Raw genomic sequence first — 18,548 nt, 5'->3', positions numbered from 1 at the left:
TCCATCTGCAATTATCAGTTCTACACATGCTTAGAAAAATTAATTATCACTATTATTCTTATTCCAATATTTTTGCAGGATATTATCAAATGCATATAAATGGCTGCCAGAGAAGATAAGTGCTACGGCTGCTGCCATGTACATCAGTTCCATTTCATAACCGCCTATAAATCCTGCCTGTAGCTTTACTGTTAAAATAGCACCGATCATTAGTACAGTGATCCCCAATCCTGCTAATCTTGTCAAAAGCCCCAAGATTAATAATATACCACCACCGGTTTCAACTGTTGCCGCAAAATACGGTAAAAAGCCGGGCAATCCCATTGATTCAAAAAATTTTATAGTCTCATCGAAATTAGATATCTTTTGAATTCCATGTGCTAAAAAAATAATTCCTAAAATTATTCTTAATATAAACAAACTTACTTCATAATATCTGTATGTCATAAAAAAACTTCCCTTCAATAAAAAAATTATTTTCTTGTGCCTATTATTCTTATTTCGTACGTTTTCTCTCTATGTTACTTTCGGTAATATAGAAAGAAATACTTCTATGATCTCAAATAATCCCTTGACTTTTTCGATCTCAAACCCTATCATGGGACAAGTATCCCCCCCCATATATAATTTTTTTGGTCTTCTTTTAGTATGTAGATCACTATTTATATTTTTGTTATTAATTATTCTTTAATAACTTTATGTTAGTATAGTACAATACATACTTACTTTTGTCAAGTAAATATGTTATTATATATTTAAAGAAGGAGATGAAAAATTATGATCAAGTTTTCATTGTGCCCACGTTATGAGATTGCCTTTGAACTATTGGGCAAAAAATGGACGGGTCTCATTATACGGTGTCTATTGGACGGACCAAAACGTTTTTCAGATTTAACTGATATAATTCCCCATATAAGTGCCAAGGTACTTGCTGATCGCATGAAAGAGCTAGAACAGCACGGCATTATCGTTCGTAATGTATATCCTGAAATTCCTGTCAAAATTGAATACAGTTTGACAGACAGAGGGAAAGATCTGCAAAGAGCTCTCGATGAAGTACAGCATTGGGCTGAAAAATGGATAATCATCGATCAGAAAAAAGATGTGTAAGTACAGAAAAATAGAGAGAGAGCCTGCTAAACCAGCAGGCTCTCTCTCTATTTTATATATAGCTGCAACTTTAATCCTTCGCTAATTTTAATTCTTTCATATATCTATATAGGGCATCATGCCAATCCGGCAATCTCTGAAATCCCGCGTTGTCCAGCGATTTTTTACTCAAACGGGAATTTAAGGGACGCTTTGCCTTCGTTGGATAACTGGCAGAACTTTGGCCTATAACTGTTATATCCATTTTTGCCTGCCGAAATATTTCTTCGGCAAAATCTTTCCATGAACATACGCCTTCATTAGTAGCATGATAAGTTCCATATTTAGCACTTGCTACCATATCGCATAACAGCACCGCCAAGTCGTGCGTATATGTCGGCGAACCGATCTGATCATCAACAATTTTAAGTGTATCATGGTCTTGTGCCAACTTTAACATAGTGCGTACAAAATTATGCCCATTTATACCAAAAACCCATGAAATGCGCACTATAAAATGTTTTTCAAGAATACTGCGCACAACCGTTTCGCCGGCCAATTTTGATTGTCCATAAACATTGACAGCTTCTTTATTATCATTGATTTCATAAAATTGGCTGCCCCTGCCGGGAAATACATAATCGGTGCTTATATAAACCATTTTAGCATTTACTTCTTTACCTGCTTCAGCAAGAGCCTTTGTCCCTTCTACATTTATAGAATGGCAAAGTTCCTTTTCATCTTCTGCTTTATCCACTGCCGTATATGCTGCACAGTGAATGATTACAGTCGGTTTCATTTTTCGCACAAAATTTTTGACGCTGCTTTCATCCCTTAAATCGAAGTCAGTTCTTACAGCTCCATAATATTCAATATTTCTTTTCTTTAACTGTCGGCAGACATCAAATCCCAACTGCCCTGTACAGCCTGTAACCAATACTTTCATTTTTTCACCCCAGTCGTTTGTATACCAACTTGAATTCGCTGTTTCAGCGCCATATCCTGCTTGCCCCGACAGCAAAAAAGAGTCCTGCGTAATAAAATCCGCACGGACTCTTTTTTAATAGCTACTGATATCTTTAGCTGTAATAACTATTTCAGTGCTACTTTCTGTTTACTAATAACACGTTTACTGCTGCAAGCAATTTCCTGCATCTTACTATAATCAAGTTCCTTTTCCCATTCAGCCACTACAAATGTAGCCACACCATTACCGATCAAGTTTGTCACTGCGCGCCCTTGTGTCATAAAACGGTCGACACCAAAGATGAGTGCCAGTGCACCTACAGGGATAGACGGAATACTGGTTAAAGTTGCTGCAAGCACTATAAAACCGCTGCCCGTAACACCAGAGGCACCCTTAGAAGTTAACAATAAGACGGCTATAATGGTCGCTTCCTGCATAAAAGTCAAATCTGTGTTTGTTGCCTGTGCCAAAAAGATAGCCGCGATCGTAAGATATATTGATGTGCCATCAAGGTTAAACGAATAACCAGTCGGAATAACAAGCCCGACGACTGATTTGGAACAACCAAGCCTTTCTAATTTTTCCATCATCCGTGGCAATGCGCTTTCTGAAGACGCCGTACCAAACACAATAAGCAATTCATCCTTAAAATAACATATGTAACGCCAAAAATTCAGTCCTGCCCATCTAGATATAGGAGCAATTACGCAAACGAGGAACAAGATACATGCCAGATAAAATGTTCCTAAAAGCTTTAACAGACTTTCTAAAGATCCTATTCCATAAGCACCTATGGTAAACGCCATAGCCCCGAAAGTACCTATAGGGGCAAGCTTCATAATAATATCCACTATTTTGAAAAAAGTATGGGAAACATCACTGAGTATCTGCAAAAGGGGTTTTCCCTTTTCTCCCATTTTAGACAATGCCCAACCAAAAATTACCGAAAATAGCAATATTTGCAGAATTTCGCCTTTTGCAAATGCATCAACCACTGTATCCGGAATTATATTCATAAGGAATTGCCCTACCGTATGTGCCTGGGCAGCCTGTGCATACATAGATACGGAAGACGCATCAAGTGTAGAAGGGTCTATATTCATTCCGCTTCCCGGTTTCAACAGTTCAACCAGCAAGATCCCAAAGAACAGCGAAAACGTTGTAACTGCTTCAAAATACAGCAACGCTTTACCGCCCACTCTGCCGACCTTTTTCATATCGCCCATACCCGCAATACCGCAGACTATGGTACAAAATATAATCGGCCCAATAATCATCTTTATTAATTTTATAAATGCATCACCCAATGGTTTCATATCCGTACCAAGTGTCGGATACATATAACCAAACCAAATTCCTATTACTATTGCAGCCAATACCTGAAAATGAAGTGATTTAAAAAAACTCTTGCTCAAAACAACCATCCACCCTTCCCAAATTACATAGCTATACTCCAAATACTGCAATCCATAGTCTGTTTACTATAATTCCTTTTTATCATAACAATTATTACATTCGGTTATTATACTCCAAAACAAGGAAAAACACCATACTCTAATTTACATACACGCAATAATTTTTTATATTAAAATTCATCTTTAATTTGGTAGTAATTAAGTACGTTTTCTTCAAAAGTATACATATATTATCAATAAAAGTTTATTTTGCCTTAAAAATGTATACATAAGATAATTTTTTTAAGGATTATTAATGTGCACACTTTCACTATGCTATTCTATATTTACATAAAAAAAAGACTGCCAGTATTAACTGGCAGTAAAAAAAGTGACCTAAGTAATAATATTGTACTACTAATATATCATATGTTTAATCAAAAAGTCAAATTCTTATTTAAAACTATTATTTTATTTTCGTTGAAATATCATGTCTGTATCAGTAATGATATATACCCTCTCTTATTATAAAAAGCAGGGTCAGACACTATTGTATATCCAAATAAAAAACCATGTTGCCCTTTCACGATAAAGAGCAGCATGGTCTTTATATTATTTAGCAGCGTCACCAAAGAACAAATTCATATCTTCTTCAACTGTTGTAATACCAGCAATACCGAACTTATCTACTAAAACCTTTGCTACATTTGCTGAAAGGAATGCAGGCAAGGTAGGTCCAAGATGAATATTCTTCACGCCAAGATATAAAAGCGCTAGCAGAACAATAACTGCCTTTTGTTCATACCAAGCAATATTATAGACAATAGGCAGGTCATTGATATCGTCAAGGCCAAAAACTTCTTTTAATTTGAGCGCAATCACTGCCAGTGAATAAGAATCGTTACACTGTCCTGCATCCAGCACACGCGGTACACCGCCGATATCACCGAGATTCAACTTATTATATTTATATTTTGCGCAGCCTGCCGTTAAAATCACCGTATCTTTCGGCAATGCCTTCGCAAAGTCAGTATAGTAGTTTCTTGATTTTGCCCGACCATCACAACCAGCCATGACAACAAATTTCTTAATAGCTCCACTTTTAACAGCACTTACTACTGTATCAGCCAAAGCCAGCACCTGATTATGGGCAAAACCGCCCACTATTTCACCATGTTCCAATTCTACAGGAGGGGCGCAACGTTTAGCATGTTCAATTATCGCGGAAAAATCCTTTTCTTCGCCTACACCGCCGCTTATATGCTTACACCCGGGAAAACCAGCAGCGCCAGTAGTATAAAGACGATCTTTATAACTGTCCTTAGGCGGTACAATACAATTCGTAGTCATGAGTATTGGTCCGTTAAAACTTTCAAATTCTTCTTTTTGCTTCCACCATGCATTTCCGTAATTACCAATGAAATGCGGATATTTCTTAAAGGCTGGATAATAATGCGCTGGCAGCATTTCAGAATGTGTATATACATCAACACCGGTTCCTTCAGTCTGCTTGAGCAGCATTTCTATATCCCGCAGATCATGTCCAGAAACCAAAATTCCTGGGCGATTGCCTACGCCGATATTAACCTTTGTTATTTCTGGATTGCCATAAGCAGAGGTATTGGCTTTATCTAAAAGAGCCATTCCGTCAACACCATACTTACCCGTTTCCAGCGTGAGCGCTACCAATTCATCTGCTCCTACTGAATCATCCAACACTTTGGCTAAAGCACTTTGAATAAAAGCATCTATTTCTTCGTTATCTTGTAAAAGCGCATTGGCATGTTTAGTATAAGCGGAAAGTCCTTTTAAACCATAAGTAATAAGCTCTCTAAGGCTGCGGATGTCTTCATTTGCAGTAGCAAGGACACCTACTGAAGCCGAGGCTGCTTTTTGTGGGAAGTCAGCACGGTCTGCCGTCCACTTGGCTGCTTCCGGTAAACCTTCTTTTTCCTGCACCTGCGCCAAAAGCTCCGCTTTTTTCTTTAACGTTGCAACAATACGTTCAACAATAACGTCTTTGTCGAAATTAGCATTTGTTATGGTAGTGAAAAGGTTTGTTGTTACCATATGATTTACGGCCCGATCGACTTTTTTACCTTCCTTGCGCAACTGCTGGGCAACTGCTGAAATCCCCTTTGTCGCATAGACAAGCAGATCCTGCATTGCAGCTACTTCCGGTTTTTTACCACAAACACCGACTTGTGTACAACCGGTGCACCCGGCAGTTTCCTGACATTGAAAACAAAACATTTTCTTTTCCATGATAATGATATCCTCCTAAAAATATTTTCTTAACTCTTCTATACGTCTATAATAACAGCTGGAAACGGAGAAATCTGTAACATGTGTTACAGATTTTCCTGTTTATAAAAGATTTTCTAACTCTTCCAATTTATTAATATATATATTCTTTTTTTCAATGCGCAGTAAGCCATCTTCCTGCATTTTCATTAATTCCCTGGACAGGGACGGACGGGCGACATTTAAAAAATCAGCTAAAGCCTCTCGATTCATTCCCAATCTGACTTCTCCCCCAACAGAAGCATTTTGCAGCAAAATCTTTGCCAACTTCTGCCGGAGCGTCGCACAAGCCATAACCTGCAACCGTTGATTCAAAAAATATGCTTTATGCGCCAAAATTGATAAAACATTGGCAATCATTTTTGTATAATAAGTGTCATTTCTGCCTTCTGCATTATAAATGAACGCTTTGGGAATTTGTAATATTCTGGCTTGAACAGTTGCCTGCGCATAATGGTCATAGCTTTTTTTATTCAAAAACACAAAAACTTCACCGAACAACTCTCCCGTTTGGTTAAAAGTAGCCACTACACTTCTCCTGCCATCACTGGAATTATTGCCGATAACGACAGTTCCTTCTATTAACATCATCAACTTAAGCGGTTCTTCCTTTTGGTGGAATATTATATCCCCTTTTTTATATTCTACAACTTTTGCCCCGCTCTTTTTCAAACATTCATTTATTTCCGTTTCTGTCATTCCTAAAAACAACATGCTCTTTTTCAATTCTGCCAGCATCTTCTTCGCCTCTCTCAATAATACAATCTTCCTTATAAGCGAAAATCAGACAAAAAATCTTTTGTATGCAATGTTTTTCCTTCACGTAATTCCCGTCGTGCCGACTGCATTATCGTATCCAGACTATTCATTTTCTGCAACAGGGCTTTTTCTTCCTGTGTCGTTTCCAGCACTGCATGAATGCCACCATTGCGGATAACAATACGTCTGTCGGCCATCAATGCTAGCAACGGATCATGTGTTGCCATCAAAACTATTTTATCCTGGGACAACAAGACTTCTAAAGCTTTACGCCTGTCTATCCCGGCATTTTCAATTTCATCTATAAGCACAATCGGTGATGCACTTAAAATAGCTGTATCGGCAATCATTAATGCCCGCGATTGGCCGCCGCTCAAACTCGTAACAGGCGTATCTGCCGAAAAAGGCTCACCAGCTAATCGGTTAGCCGCCGCTAATATCTTCCCGGAAATTTCTTTTATATTTTCTGCCATACGGCTTTGCGCATGCAGCTGCAAAAACTCCTTGACACTTAAATCTATAACAAAATTCATGTTCTGCGATAACTGCGCCACCAATTTATTATTGGGTGAATAACGCCATTTGGCATCTGGCAGTGCATCATTTATTAAAATACTACGGCCCGTAGGCGTGTCATTCTGGGCAGCCCACTCAATATCCGCCAACAATCTGCTTTTACCCGATCCTGTTGGCCCCACTATAGCTACAACCTGCGATGGAAAGATCGTCAGTTTCGTAAATTTTTCCGGTACAGCATTCTTATCCTTGCCCGGTAATATGGTTAACGAGTGAACCCCACTATCTTCATTCAACCCTAAGAAAGCCGTCATCTGTTCTATATAAAGAGCCAATTCTTCTGGTAATTTCTGTAACTCTATAGCTTTTTCCTCCAGCTCATCTTCATCCAATTGCTGTAGGTAATCCGCAAACGTAAGCTGCTCAAAGCCGGTAATATTCAAACGGTTCTGCTGAAAAAATTCAGTAACAAAAGGATATTTTTCCAGAAGCTGCGCAATAGTCATCTCTTTCATTTTTCCTTTTCCTCCCATACCATCTTCTTCGTATTACCCATTTGATAGCTTTCCCCTATTCTGGTTTCACCAAGACAATACGAACACATTGCCGACGGCATCGGGAAGCGCAGCTTCATTCCCTGTACAGAAGACAAGCTTTGCTTTTCATCATAAAGCATTGTGCTAAGCTCATATGCACCTTGGCCGCTAAGCCCATTTACGTGCATGACCATCGCCTTGGGATTTACGGCACTGACCCTCGAAGCAAACACTTCCCTTTCTGCCTGTGAAACGATATCGCCTTTAGTTATTGCAACCATATCAGCCGATTTCAGCATTGGTCCAATTTTTTTCGGTGTATTTATCCCCGAAAGATTATCGATAATGCAGACTCCTTTTACCCCCGTCAGATATGGTGAACACCGGTTACATAGACCCGCTGATTCCGTTATCAAAAGATCAAGTCCTGCTTTATTTCCCCATTTGACAACATCTTCAATATTGGAAGCAAAAAAATGATCTGGGCACAGGGCGCCGGAAAGCCCTTTTTTTACAGGAATGCCTGCTTTTTCATAAAGCTTGTCATCATCCGTATAAAGACAGTCAAACTTTACCACTCCGACTGCGACAGCTCTTTTCTTAAAAGACTCTATTACCTTTAAAATAACAGAAGTTTTACCCGAAGAAGGCGGGCCGGAAAAAATTACCAGATTCATAGCTTTCCTCCTGCTGCATCAGTGAAAATACGACGTGCCCCTTCTAAAACCGCACCGATATCGTGCGTATGGATATATTCCCAGCCCGGCCACATAAACTTTTGCCCAGGCAAAAGATGGTTGTCCACCTGCGGATGTGTAGAAGGAAACTTCCCATTAAAACAAAACAACTCACCCAATTCTTTGGAAAAGAAAAAATCTACCAGCGGTTGAATCTTTTTTTGTGAAGCAGCCTTAGTCACCAAAAATATAGGACTGATAATAGCCCCATCCTCTGGCCAAATGGCCTGCATAGGACTTTTGGCATCAAGCATACAGGTAAAGAAATACGGCATAATAGTTATCAGCGGCGTTTGTTCTGCTTTTTTCTGCTTAGCGGCTTTCACCATCTGCGCCGGATGCATACCGGCAAACAAATTTTTACCCAAACTATCCACGCCACTTTCGCCATATTTATCATATACATTTAAAAGCACTGCATTGAATAAATCCAAGTCCTGCATTGGCAATGCAATTGTATTTGCAAATTCCGGCTTTAGCAGATCAGCCCAGCTTTTAGGCAAAGGACGATCACCTAAAAGTTCAGTATTGACCATGAAAATTGCTGGCACGGCCCCTATTATAGAATATTGACGCAGAGGGTCTCTCAAGCTGATTTCATCATTATCAAAGTGCTGGTTAAGCCGTTCTGCTCCTGTCAAATCAGCAAATACACCTGCTTCCATATACCTGCCCATTAAATCTTTATCAAAAAACAGACTGAAACCCGCCGACAAATAAATATCTGCCAGTTCCCCTGCATCCGTACTTTCTGCAATCTGCCCGCGCAGCCATTCAATTCCCATACTCGCTGCGTGCAGGTCATATGCCGCGTCAATTTTTTCTTGTTTTAACCAGCCATCTAATTTTTCCAATAGCTGGACACGTATAGGACAAGGCAAGACGCCTGCGACCTTGATTGCCTGACTGTCAACTTTTTGCGCAGAACTTTCTTCAAGAGCTTCATCTGCTGTTTCCTTATTCGTTTCAATAACTTCAACCATATGCTTTTCAGACAGCTCTGGGGAAAGCTGCTTGCTACGCAAAGCATTTTCCAATGAAATAGTCCTACCAATTGTTTTCCGCATAACATCATTCCGCAAATTTGCAAAACCATTTGCCACAAGCCATTCGAGTAATTCTGGATAACGCTCAGTCACATCATAAACTTTATCTGAAAGAGAAAAATACTTATTCATTTAAATACCTCCTGTTAATGGTTCATCAATTCATCCGATGGCTTCATTCTAACAAAATTACAGGTTAGTATCTGTAACAAATGTTACAAATTGAATATTTATCCTAATTATTTTCATGGACAGCTTGTTCCAATTTAAGTTCAGCAAAAAAGACACGCAATTTTTCAATCAATTTCAAAGCAGCCGCAGACATATGCCGCCCCTTACGGTAAACAATGCCGATTTTGCGTTCTATGGAAATATCGGTAAATGGTACTATACAAATATTGTAATGGCTGCATATACTGTGCACATAAAGATAAGGCAAGACGCTAATACCTATATTTTGTTCAACCATCTCACGCAAATCTTCCATTTGGCTTAATTCAAGAATAGGTGTAAAAGCAAATTCGTTTTCCTGGCAGGCCTGGTCAAAAATCCTTCTAATAATAAAATCTTCTGACATCATAACCAATGGTACCGTCCCTAATTGTGCAAAAGCAATACCTTTTTTCGCTGCAAAAGGATGGTTTTTCGCAGCCATAACGATCATTTTCTCCGTATAAAGCGGAATAGCCTCCAGCTCCTTATCCGCCAAAGGTAAAAAAACCACACCAAAATCCAATTCATTTTGCAGCAGCTTATGCCTAATCTGTCCTGTTGATAATTGTTCCAACTCTATATGTATTTTAGGATATTGTTTGTGGAAAGCAATGACCGTTTCCATAGCCAAATAAGTACCAAAGCAGGCCACCTTTATCTGACCTCGTTCTAATCCATTGAGCTGGCTTATTTCTGTCTTCGCCTGTTCCATAGTATCAAATATACGCATACTATGGCGGAATAATATCCTGCCGGCCGAAGTCAGCATAACCTTTTTCCCTACTCTGTCAAAAAGCTGGGCATCGACTTCCTGCTCAAGCATCTGTATCTGCTGACTAAGTGTAGGTTGTGCTATATGGAGACTTTCCGCAGCTTTTGTAAAATGAAGATATTTACAAACAGCTATAAAATATTGTAACCTTCTAATTTCCATTTTTTCACCTTCATAGTTTATACCTATTATAATAATCGAAAAATACTAATTGAACAATCGTTTTTATAATGTTATATTATATTTATAGAAAATAGTAAAATCCATTAATTAAATTTATAATATAACTTTACAAGGAGGAACCTTCCATGGAACAACTAGAACTAGAAAAAACAGTATCAAAAAAAGATACACGATTAACCGGTGCTGAATTAGTTGTAAGAAACTTAGAAAAACAAGGTGTAAAATACATCTTTGGCATTCCCGGTGCGAAAATTGACCGCGTATTTGATGTACTGCGCGACCATGGCCCTGAACTTATAGTCTGCCGCCATGAACAAAATGCTGCTTTTATGGCTGCTGCCGTGGGACGTTTAACCTGCAAACCCGGAGTATGCATGGTAACTTCCGGCCCCGGTGCCACAAATCTGACCACCGGCCTTGCTACCGCAAATGTTGAAAATGATCCTGTCGTTGCTTTAGTTGGCAATGTCAGCCGTGATGATAAATTGAAACAAACACATCAATCCTTGGACAATGTTTCAGTATTCAAATCCATAACAAAATTTAGCGCAGAAGTGATAAACGCCAATACTGTCCCCGAAGTAATGATGAATGCCTTCAGAGCCGCTGAATCTTCAAAACAGGGTGCTGCCGTAGTCAGTTTCCCGCAGGATGTACTGGCTGATACTGCCTCTATAAATTCGGTTGGACATCCTTCTAAACTGGAACTTGGTACCGCATCAGTCAGCGCTGTAAAAAAAGCTGCCGCTGCCCTGAAATATGCCAAGATGCCCGTAATCCTCGCCGGTATCCGAGCCAACCGTTTCTCCGCAGTACGCGCGGTTCGTTCCCTGCTAAGAAAATGCAGCATTCCTGTAGTTGAAACCTTCCAGGCATCGGGACTTATTTCCAGAGACCTAGAAAAGAATTTTCTTGGACGTGTAGGTTTGTTCCGCAACCAGCCTGGTGACCAAGTGCTAGAAAAAGCGGATGTTTTGCTGACAATCGGCTATGATCCTGTCGAATATGATCCTAAATTCTGGAACCAAAATCTGGATCGGGTCATTATCCATCTCGATGAAAGTTCACCTGATATCGACAATTTCTATCAGCCTGATATCGAACTTATCGGCAATATTGAAACTACTGTCAATGAACTAGAAAAAAATCTTGATACCATTACCTTCTCTGAAGACAGTCTCCATTTTCTTGACAAAATGCGCCGTGAATTGTCCTGCAACGACCGCATCCCGGAAAACCGCAATCCGCATCTTGTCCATCCATTGCATTTCATCCATACACTGCGCAGTGCCATAACAGACGATACAACTGTCACTTGTGATGTTGGCTCGCACTACATTTGGATGGCTCGCCATTTCCGCACCTACGAACCAAAAACACTGCTTTTCAGCAACGGTATGCAGACACTCGGTGTCGCTCTTCCTTGGGCAATAGCCGCTTGCCTTGTCAATAACCGTGCTAAGACTATATCTATTTCCGGTGACGGTGGTTTTCTTTTCTCCGCAATGGAACTTGAAACAGCAGTCCGTTTAAAATTGCCAATCGTCCATTTCGTGTGGCGGGATGGTTCATATGATATGGTTGCCTTCCAACAAATGATGAAATACGGCCGAACCAGTGGTGTTGATTTTGGTGCCATTGATATTGTGAAATACGCTGAAGCATTTGGTGCCAAAGGACTTCGCGTGAATAAACCCACAGATTTGCAAAAGGTTATCCAAGAAGCGTTAGCTTATAATGACGGCCCGGTTGTCGTAGATATTCCTATAGACTACAGTGATAATATTGAATTGGGTAAAACAATGCTGCCTAATCAGCTCAATTAATTTTATGGTGATATTGCTTAATCACTACGCAGGAAAGTCTTACTAAATAAATTTCCGGTAAAACATCGGAATATGCATGTTGTTTTACCGTGCTCTTTAAATATATCAATTAAAATAAAACAATCAATAATTATAAATGAGGTGTTAATTATGAATGCTAAATCTCGACTATATGGAGAAATATATCAAGTTTCAACAATGAGTGCTCTGCTCGATGGCGTTTATGACGGCGTGTTGAATCATGCACAACTGGCAGTGCACGGCAATTTTGGCATAGGCACTTTCGACCATTTGGATGGAGAACTCATCGGTTTCGATGGTAATTTCTACCACTTACGTGACGGCCTGGCCACACCAATGGAAGATCTGGACACTACCCCTTTTTGCACAGTAACCTATTTTAATCCCCAAATAAAGTATTCGTACAATAAGCCGGCTACTAAAAGCGATTTTGAAAAAATCCTCAAAAACTTAGTACCGAGTGAAAATCTTTTTTATGCAATCTGCATTGAAGGTACCTTCAAAAAAGTAAGCACACGGACTGTCAGCTACCAAAAAGAATACGTGCCGATGACTAAAGCCATAAATGCCCAGCAAACTATTGAATTTGAAAATGTAAAAGGAAAGATCGTCGGCTTCTGGACACCATTTTACGCCCAGGGTATAGCAGTTGCTGGTTATCATTTTCACTTCATTGACGATGAACTGAAAAGAGGCGGCCACGTGTTTGATTATGTGACTGATTCCGTAAATATCTCCATCGACCAAAAATCACATATGAATCTATATACGCCTGACGCAAAATCATTTCTTGAAGCAAAACTCTCCAGAGATGATCTTATGAACGAAATTAAAATAACCGAAGGTTAAGCTGTTTAGCTTTTACCTTCCGGAAAAGACTGTACCGTTTAAGCTGCACCCCATAAGTCAGATTTTTAAATCTAACTTGCGAGGTTGCTGCAATAACGGGACAGTCTTTTTCAATTTTATATTAAAGTCTTTCTTATCCTATCGTAATTTCAGCCACCAACATTAAAGCAAAAACGAACAAGATAAGGATTTAGTGCTCCACTCCCATAGGTAAAAGGCTATCTTTATTCCAATGCAAAGGACAGCAATCACCACTATTGAAGTTTTAAAGCAAATGAGCTATGATATGAAATTAATGAATTGTCCCCGTGAATAAAACTATCTACCATTTCATCCGTTCAAATCTTATAATTATAATAAAAGAATTTCTTATCTAAAAGGGGTTTTATGACAAAAACAAATTTTGCTCCATCCATTTTAAAAATGAGCTGGCCTATATTTATCGAAGTATTTTTACAAATGATGATTGGCAACGTCGACCAGTTTATGATCAGCCGTTATTCCCAATCTGCTGTGGCCGCGATAGCTAATGCCAACCAGGTCATGAATGTAATTATTTTATTGCTTACTGTCATCAGTACTGCCACCACGATTCTTATAGCCCAATACTTTGGCGCAAAAAATAAACAAAAAATAGAAGAAGTATGTACCGTTTCCTTTTTTTTCAACGGTGTTTTTAGTCTGACTGCAAGTTTTTTCCTAATACTCTTCCGCAGACAACTTTTTCAATGGCTACAGGTACCCGCGGCCATCATGGAAGAAACTAACTTATATTTCAGTATAGTTGCCGGTGGTATCGTTTTTCAGGGACTGTATTTTTCTCTTGTTGCCTGTTTTCGCGGCCACTCTTGGACAAAAACGACGATGCTCGTTTCTCTTTTTATAAATATTTTCCATATTATCAGTAATTCTATTCTCATTTTTGGCTTAGGGCCAATTCCTGCCTTAGGTATTTTCGGTGTATCCATATCTACAAACTGTAACAAATTTCTGGGGCTTATCCTGTTATTCTACATCTTCCGCCGTTACCTCAACGTCAAGATGTCACTGTGTTATCTGCACCCTTTTCCCTGGAAAACTCTCAAACAGATACTTTCCATTGGCATTCCTTCCGGCGGGGAAACGTTCTCATACCAATTATCACAAATGACAATTATGAAAATGGTAAACATGTTTGGCCTTATTGTCATCAATACCAAGGTCTATGTCTATATACTTGCCACTTTTTGCTATATTTATTCAGTTGCTTTATCTTCAGCCGCACAAATTATTGTCGGCTATCTCATAGGTGCCAACAGATCTGACGAAGTAGGCCAAAAGGTCTGGCACACAGCAATGCTTTCCGTCATTATCTGTTCATCCATGACAACTGTATTTTATCTGGGCAGTGATTATGTACTGGGCGTTTTCACCACCAATCCAGAAATTCTTGCCCTAGGACACACTATCTTACTCGTGGAGATTTTTCTCGAACTGGGGCGTGGTGTCAACATCGTCATGGTTGCCTCCCTACAAGCAGCAGGTGATATCCGTACGCCTGTCCTAGTAGGAATGGTGTGTATGTGGAGCATAGCAGTCGGCATGTCTTATTTTCTGGGTATTGTCATGCAATTAGGCCTTGTCGGCATATGGATAGGCATGGCTTGTGATGAATGCATTAGAGGGCTCATTTTTATTTATCGCTGGCGCAGTGGCAAATGGAAAAACCGGCAATTTATCTGAGTAAATTACCAAGCTTGTATTGCCGATCCACAATATCTGTTTATAAACTGTGCTTATCTTAACATTTATACGTATACTAAGATGATTTTTCTAAGATAATTAATATATCTGGACTTTTTTCTTATATTTTTATGCTTTTTAAGCAAATACTTTTAAAAACCACTATAAAATACTAGACAAAAGTGCGTATATATGCTAATATATGACCATAAAGTCGTTAACAAGGCAATGGTGCCATATGATAATTTCATTTTCTCACGCGAAGTGCGGAATTGATATATTCATATGGTTTTTTTATTGCTTAATTTTTAAATTTAAAGGTGGTTTTCTTATGGACGATTTACTTTTCGTTATCCCCGCGAATTCTACAAAAGAGGACATTCTTAGCAAATTAAAGGAACACCCAGAAATCAAGTTTGTTTCATTGGTCGGCATTGATTTAGCGGGCAATGATACAGACGAAAAGATTCCTATCCAGCTTTTCTTAGATGATATAGATAAATTCTATGAAGGCTCTGCTGTACAGACAGACGGTTCTTCTGTCGTACTGACTAATATTGCTACTTTGAACAATGCTAAAGTTGATATGCCGATTGATCCTTCAGTCAAATGGTTCGTTGATTACAATATGGAAAATTTTGACGAAGAACTCGAAAAGCCTATCGGTACCCTTCGTATTCCTTCTTTCTTAATCCATGAAGGCAAACGTGTCGATTCACGTGCTGTTTTAACCGACACATTGGAATTTGTAAAAAAAGAACTGCTCGGTTTATTTGCCAAAAAAGAAACTGTTTCCGGTCTGGAACATATAAAGGGCAGTGATGTTGAAGATATTATCTTCACCTCAGCTACCGAACTCGAATTTTGGGTAAAGACACCGCTTGCAGAAGCTGATATTCCTGAAATGAGCGCTTCCCAGGTTATGCAGGAACAGTATTGGCAGCGTACCCGTGGTGCTGTTCGTTCCGCTTTGGAACAAACAGTTCTTGCCATGCAGACTTATGGATTAGATCCAGAAATGGGCCATAAAGAAGTTGGCGGCATGAAAGGCCAAATGGACGCTTCCGGTAATCTGAGCCATGTATGTGAACAGATCGAAATTGACTGGAAATTTGCTAATGCTGTTCAGGCAGCAGATAACGAATTATTCGTCCGTACTCTTGTCAAAGAAGTATTCCGTGCCAATGGCTTGGAAGTAAACTTTAAGGCAAAGCCAATGATCGGTCTTGCTGGTAACGGCGAACATACCCATGTTGGTATGGCTGCAAAATTAAAGAACGGTAAAGTTATAAATCTCTTCTCTCCAAAAGAAATGACCAAAGATTTTCTGAGTGCTATCGGTTATGGTGCTATCATGGGCCTTCTCAAAAATTATGAAGTCATTAATCCAATCGTTTCTTCCACAAATGATTCTCTCAACCGTTTGAAACCTGGTTTTGAAGCACCTATCTGTATTGTTACTTCACTTGGCCACAAACCGGAAATTCCTTCACGTAACCGTACCATTCTTGCTGGTCTTGTCCGTGACATCAACAGCCCAATGGCTACACGCTTTGAATTACGTGCATGCAATCCTTATACAAATACCTACATAGCTTTAGCGGCTATTTATTCAGCTATTCTTGATGGTGTAAAATACGCTATCAACAAAACCACAACAGAATTGCTTACTGAACTCTCCAAAGACGCTGGTGTTACAGCAGGTTATCTGGAAAAAGATCGTGCTTATCGCAGTGAAGATGATGTCTTTGAAGACTATACACAGGAAGAACGCGACCATCTCTTCTCCGTTCCACCTGCTACTGTATGGGAAAATATGCAGGCTCTCAAAAATTATCCAGGCAAACGCAATGTCATCACCGCTGGCGGCGCACTTCGCGACCAGATCATTGATGCTTTTGTTGCTGGTGAACTTCTCCGCTGGAAGACAGAAATCATCAGCCGCATAATCCCGGAAAATCGTGTTATTGTCAGCTCCTGCCAGGAAATAAAATCAACGTTCGTAACAGATCAGGATGCTTATAACTGGAATAAGATCAATGGTATTCGCTGCTATCTGGCAAAAGACAGTATTGATGAAAAATCATTATTCACGCTTTTAATTAAAGCTCTCAATGAAAATGATTTTGCTACTGCCTCCGGTCTGCAAATCGAAATGTATGATAAGATGGAAGAATTAAAAGCTCTCTATTCCGATTACAAGATGAACATGATCTGAGACTTTTAAATGCTTTAGCGTTTTATATAGTTCTGTAAACAAATACCTCGAATCTTTTGGCTGTTTGATGATAGCTAAAAGATTCGAGGTATTATTTGGGTTCTATACTAAATGTTGGGGTAAGCAAAAATTCAAGCTTACCCAAACCCGCAAAGGAGACGTGATCTATGTCTGACAGATTATACAATCAAATGAATAAGTAATCAAAATCGAACTTAAGGATTTTTTGTTAAGTAAAGCGTTGATAAGACTCTAAACAGCCTACTGGTGGATCGGAGGCTACTTGCCCTGATCAATGCCAAGTATCGAGCTTACAGACCCGTTTCGGTCATTATACACGGAATTGGCAGGTTACATTCAGTAAACACCACATTGAAAGTTCTCAAACTTAAAGGAATTCTTCGGGACCACAATCATTGAGCATTATCGGTGTTGTGAAAGCAGTGCAGATGAAGCTTTGATTGAGATGGGTGCATGCTCAAAGCAATTCACGCCCAGGAATACAAAGTCGCTGCTTTAGAAAAGGCCGAACTCGTGGCTAAAAAGCTGTATATGATAAACTGAAGAAAACGGTAGATAAACTGCTGGATAGGATTAATGAACCGCTAACATATATGGATATGAGGCATCTGTATGGATGCGATACTGAGACAATCCTTGACTAATCTTAGTAACAAGGAAGTCTATGATTTCATGAAAGAATATTGACAATATTTTTCGTTGTCAGGACTTTTAAGAGATTCCGTAATAGGATTCCGTAATAGATTGATGTTTATTGCTAATTGTAAAAAAGCAGCAGGATAATTTTCCTACTGCTCTTGTACTATCTTGAAATTTTTCATAACCCCAACCATTGACGATGAACCGTTATAAAACAAAAAAACCTTCTTCAATGGGAAGAAGGTCTTATCTACAAATGGTGGCTCACCCGAGATTCGAACTCGGGACACCCTGATTAAAAGTCAGGTGCTCTGCCAACTGAGCTAGTGAACCATAAAATGGCTGGGGTAGCTGGACTCGAACCAACGAATGCGGGAGTCAAAGTCCCGTGCCTTACCGCTTGGCTATACCCCAATAACATTATGTAATAAAAAAGCAATATCAGGTTATCAAAAGACAACCTGATATAAAACCAAACTGGCAACAACCTATTCTCCCAGGGGGTCGCCCCCCAAGTACCTTCAGCCTGTGGATGCTTAACTACTGTGTTCGGAATGGGAACAGGTGGATCCATCCAGGTATCGTCACCAGATGCTTTAACTCTTTGAGCCAAAGTCCGCAGTTTTACGCTCTCACGTTCCCTGCCCTTCAACCAGAGTGTCTTGCACACTCAAAACTTCACAGAAGAAATCTCAGACCAAACATTTTTTTTCGATGATTTTAAGTTAAGCTCTCG

At 39.5% G+C, this 18,548-nt stretch carries 14 protein-coding genes, 2 tRNA genes and 1 rRNA gene; 5 read left to right on the top strand and 12 right to left on the bottom strand.

What is annotated here, in order from left to right; translation table 11 throughout:
* Positions 1-39 precede the first annotated feature (39 nt).
* A complete protein-coding gene (locus EDC37_RS08885) occupies positions 40-447 on the bottom strand; it encodes a DoxX family protein (RefSeq protein ID WP_132550508.1) in 408 nt (135 codons plus the stop codon).
* Between the two features lie 330 nt (positions 448-777).
* On the opposite strand from EDC37_RS08885, the gene EDC37_RS08880 reads away from it, so the two are divergent.
* The gene (locus EDC37_RS08880; protein WP_132550506.1) at positions 778-1,110 is read left to right on the top strand and encodes a winged helix-turn-helix transcriptional regulator; all 333 of its coding nucleotides are present in this window, start codon (positions 778-780) and stop codon (positions 1,108-1,110) included.
* Between the two features lie 70 nt (positions 1,111-1,180).
* On the opposite strand, the gene rfbD is transcribed toward EDC37_RS08880, so the two are convergent.
* The 8 genes from rfbD to EDC37_RS08840 all read right to left on the bottom strand — a co-directional run bounded on the left by rfbD (position 1,181) and on the right by EDC37_RS08840 (position 10,495).
* Entirely contained in the window at positions 1,181-2,035 is an 855-nt protein-coding gene (rfbD, locus tag EDC37_RS08875) for a dTDP-4-dehydrorhamnose reductase (protein ID WP_132550603.1), read from the bottom strand.
* A gap of 146 nt (positions 2,036-2,181) precedes the next feature.
* Complete coding sequence (locus tag EDC37_RS08870; RefSeq protein WP_279388549.1) at positions 2,182-3,480, bottom strand: dicarboxylate/amino acid:cation symporter; 1,299 nt, start codon at positions 3,478-3,480, stop codon at positions 2,182-2,184.
* Positions 3,481-4,062: 582 nt separating this feature from the next.
* Positions 4,063-5,715 (bottom strand): hydroxylamine reductase, encoded by a 1,653-nt coding sequence (hcp, locus tag EDC37_RS08865; protein ID WP_132550502.1) that lies wholly within the window; start codon positions 5,713-5,715, stop codon positions 4,063-4,065.
* A 102-nt stretch (positions 5,716-5,817) separates the two neighbouring features.
* A complete protein-coding gene (locus tag EDC37_RS08860) occupies positions 5,818-6,510 on the bottom strand; it encodes a Crp/Fnr family transcriptional regulator (RefSeq protein WP_196589896.1) in 693 nt (230 codons plus the stop codon).
* Positions 6,511-6,524: 14 nt separating this feature from the next.
* Positions 6,525-7,544, bottom strand: a complete 1,020-nt coding sequence (locus EDC37_RS08855; protein ID WP_132550500.1) for an ATP-binding cassette domain-containing protein — start codon at positions 7,542-7,544, stop codon at positions 6,525-6,527.
* A complete protein-coding gene (locus EDC37_RS08850) occupies positions 7,541-8,242 on the bottom strand; it encodes a GTP-binding protein (RefSeq protein ID WP_132550498.1) in 702 nt (233 codons plus the stop codon). Before EDC37_RS08850 ends, EDC37_RS08855 begins: the two co-directional genes overlap by 4 nt.
* Positions 8,239-9,480: an ABC transporter substrate-binding protein gene (locus EDC37_RS08845; protein WP_132550496.1), complete on the bottom strand. Its 1,242-nt coding sequence runs from the start codon at positions 9,478-9,480 to the stop codon at positions 8,239-8,241. Before EDC37_RS08845 ends, EDC37_RS08850 begins: the two co-directional genes overlap by 4 nt.
* A 103-nt stretch (positions 9,481-9,583) precedes the next feature.
* Positions 9,584-10,495, bottom strand: a complete 912-nt coding sequence (locus tag EDC37_RS08840; RefSeq protein WP_132550494.1) for a LysR family transcriptional regulator — start codon at positions 10,493-10,495, stop codon at positions 9,584-9,586.
* 146 nt (positions 10,496-10,641) lie between these two features.
* Between EDC37_RS08840 and alsS the strand changes: the two genes are divergently transcribed.
* The 4 genes from alsS to EDC37_RS08820 all read left to right on the top strand — a co-directional run bounded on the left by alsS (position 10,642) and on the right by EDC37_RS08820 (position 17,152).
* Positions 10,642-12,342 (top strand): acetolactate synthase AlsS, encoded by a 1,701-nt coding sequence (alsS, locus tag EDC37_RS08835; protein ID WP_132550492.1) that lies wholly within the window; start codon positions 10,642-10,644, stop codon positions 12,340-12,342.
* Between the two features lie 150 nt (positions 12,343-12,492).
* Entirely contained in the window at positions 12,493-13,212 is a 720-nt protein-coding gene (budA, locus tag EDC37_RS08830; RefSeq protein WP_132550490.1) for an acetolactate decarboxylase, read from the top strand.
* A 387-nt stretch (positions 13,213-13,599) separates the two neighbouring features.
* On the top strand, positions 13,600-14,934 hold the full coding sequence (locus tag EDC37_RS08825) for an MATE family efflux transporter (RefSeq protein WP_132550488.1): 1,335 nt from the start codon (positions 13,600-13,602) through the stop codon (positions 14,932-14,934).
* A gap of 331 nt (positions 14,935-15,265) precedes the next feature.
* On the top strand, positions 15,266-17,152 hold the full coding sequence (locus tag EDC37_RS08820; protein ID WP_132550486.1) for a type I glutamate--ammonia ligase: 1,887 nt from the start codon (positions 15,266-15,268) through the stop codon (positions 17,150-17,152).
* Between the two features lie 917 nt (positions 17,153-18,069).
* Here EDC37_RS08820 and EDC37_RS08815 read toward each other — a convergent pair.
* From EDC37_RS08815 to rrf, 3 genes are all read right to left on the bottom strand, one after another.
* Positions 18,070-18,145: transfer RNA gene (locus EDC37_RS08815), tRNA-Lys, on the bottom strand.
* 6 nt (positions 18,146-18,151) lie between these two features.
* Positions 18,152-18,226: transfer RNA gene (locus EDC37_RS08810), tRNA-Gln, on the bottom strand.
* A 61-nt stretch (positions 18,227-18,287) separates the two neighbouring features.
* Positions 18,288-18,404 (bottom strand): 5S ribosomal RNA (gene rrf / locus EDC37_RS08805).
* Between the last annotated feature and the right edge of the window lie 144 nt (positions 18,405-18,548).

This window comes from Pectinatus cerevisiiphilus (genome assembly GCF_004341685.1).
GTDB lineage: Bacteria > Bacillota > Negativicutes > Selenomonadales > Selenomonadaceae > Pectinatus > Pectinatus cerevisiiphilus.
Note: the sequence above shows the minus strand (reverse complement) of the source record. Positions and strands in the feature narration are given on the sequence as shown.

Bases quoted from the DNA above. Each gene is read 5' to 3' on its own strand.
- EDC37_RS08855 (WP_132550500.1), bottom strand. From the start codon at position 7,544: ATGAAAGAGATGACTATTGCGCAGCTTCTGGAAAAATATCCTTTTGTT.
- budA (WP_132550490.1), top strand. From the start codon at position 12,493: ATGAATGCTAAATCTCGACTATATGGAGAAATATATCAAGTTTCAACA.
- EDC37_RS08820 (WP_132550486.1), top strand. From the start codon at position 15,266: ATGGACGATTTACTTTTCGTTATCCCCGCGAATTCTACAAAAGAGGAC.
- EDC37_RS08870 (WP_279388549.1), bottom strand. From the start codon at position 3,480: ATGGTTGTTTTGAGCAAGAGTTTTTTTAAATCACTTCATTTTCAGGTA.
- EDC37_RS08840 (WP_132550494.1), bottom strand. From the start codon at position 10,495: ATGGAAATTAGAAGGTTACAATATTTTATAGCTGTTTGTAAATATCTT.
- EDC37_RS08825 (WP_132550488.1), top strand. From the start codon at position 13,600: ATGACAAAAACAAATTTTGCTCCATCCATTTTAAAAATGAGCTGGCCT.
- hcp (WP_132550502.1), bottom strand. From the start codon at position 5,715: ATGGAAAAGAAAATGTTTTGTTTTCAATGTCAGGAAACTGCCGGGTGC.
- EDC37_RS08850 (WP_132550498.1), bottom strand. From the start codon at position 8,242: ATGAATCTGGTAATTTTTTCCGGCCCGCCTTCTTCGGGTAAAACTTCT.
- EDC37_RS08880 (WP_132550506.1), top strand. From the start codon at position 778: ATGATCAAGTTTTCATTGTGCCCACGTTATGAGATTGCCTTTGAACTA.
- EDC37_RS08885 (WP_132550508.1), bottom strand. From the start codon at position 447: ATGACATACAGATATTATGAAGTAAGTTTGTTTATATTAAGAATAATT.
- alsS (WP_132550492.1), top strand. From the start codon at position 10,642: ATGGAACAACTAGAACTAGAAAAAACAGTATCAAAAAAAGATACACGA.
- EDC37_RS08845 (WP_132550496.1), bottom strand. From the start codon at position 9,480: ATGAATAAGTATTTTTCTCTTTCAGATAAAGTTTATGATGTGACTGAG.
- rfbD (WP_132550603.1), bottom strand. From the start codon at position 2,035: ATGAAAGTATTGGTTACAGGCTGTACAGGGCAGTTGGGATTTGATGTC.